The sequence below is a fragment of the Asaia spathodeae NBRC 105894 genome (assembly GCF_025994195.1).
In the GTDB taxonomy this organism is placed as follows: Bacteria; Pseudomonadota; Alphaproteobacteria; order Acetobacterales; family Acetobacteraceae; genus Asaia; species Asaia siamensis.
The window spans coordinates 1-1312 of record NZ_BAPY01000024.1; the positions used below are offsets into that span (position 1 = coordinate 1).

Annotated in this window: 1 protein-coding gene; it reads right to left on the reverse strand. The window is 60.7% G+C overall.

Annotated elements, in window-relative coordinates; genetic code table 11:
* Window positions 1–60: 60 nt before the first annotated feature.
* A protein-coding gene (locus tag AA105894_RS09345; protein ID WP_267311487.1) for an IS3 family transposase occupies window positions 61–1247 on the reverse strand; the annotation gives its coding sequence in 2 pieces (ribosomal slippage) (window positions 61–977 and window positions 977–1247; 1188 coding nt in all).
* Window positions 1248–1312: the final 65 nt, after the last annotated feature.

Consider the following 1312-nt stretch of genomic DNA (forward strand, 5'->3'; position numbering starts at 1 on the left):
AGAGGTGGTCCCCTCTGTTCGGACAGTTTTATGGCTCTGCTAAGCTATAGCCGGATGTTGTCATGCCGCCTGTTTGACGGTGTTGCTGTTGGCCACTGGGTCCGGGGTTAACCCCGGACCCAGTGGCGTCGGCGCGTCATAATACGCCTCACCTGGCGTGCGTCCACCCAAAGCCGAGTGGGGCCGCTGCCCGTTGTAATGCGCGATCCATGCGGCCAGCCCCGCCCGCAGTTCCGATCCGGTCTCAAAAGCGTGCAGATAGACGCACTCGTATTTCAGGGACCGCCACAGCCGCTCGATAAAGACGTTGTCGAGCCAGCGTCCCCGCCCGTCCATGCTGATGCGGATCTCGCGTGCTTCCAGCACTTCCGTGAACCGGGGCGTCGTGAATTGTGACCCCTGATCCGTGTTGAAGATCTCCGGCACGCCATAGCGGATCAGGGCTTCCTGCAGCGCCTCAATGCAGAACTCGGCATCCATCGTGTTCGACAGGCGCCAGGACAGGACCTTGCGCGTCGACCAGTCCATGATCGCCACAAGATAGAGGAAGCCCTTGCGCATCGGGATGTAGGTGATGTCCGAGCACCAGACCTGATTGGGACGATCGATGACCAGATCCCGCAGTAGATAGGGATATTTCCGATGCGCCGGATGCGGCACGGTCGTGCGTGGTTTCTGGCAGATCGCCCGCAAACCCATCGTCGCCATGAGCCGACGGACGCGTTTGCGCCCGACTTCGTGGCCAAGCCTGCGAAGATGCCACGTCATCTGCCGCGACCCGTAATAGGGCGTCTCCAGGAACTGTGCGTCGATCAATCGCATTAGCGCGAGGTTCGCATCGCTCTCCGGCACGGGCCGGTAGTAGACGCCAGACCGGTTGAGCTGCAGCAGCGTGCACTGCCGCACCACAGAAAGCCGAGGCCGTTGCAGGTCAATCATTTGCCGCCTCTGAGCACGCCCAACCGAACAGAGGCATCCCGCAAAAAATCCCGTTCCACCAGCAACTGCCCGATCTTGGCGTGAAGCTTCTCCACATCGGCAGGACTGGCTGCCGTCTCCGGTGTCTCCTTGCCAGAGAAAATGCCCGCCATGCCCTCAACTGCCTGGCGCTTCCACTGGGCGATCATCGTCTGATGCACGCCGTGCTTTGATGCCAATTCCGCCAGTGTCTGCTCACCCCGGATCGCCTCCAGCGCCACACGCGACTTGAACTCGCCCGAATACCTCTTGCGCGTAACCTTGCCCATAAATCCGTCCTCTCTCAGGCCGGTCTATAGCTTACGCCCCTGTCTAAAAAATGGGGTCCACCTCT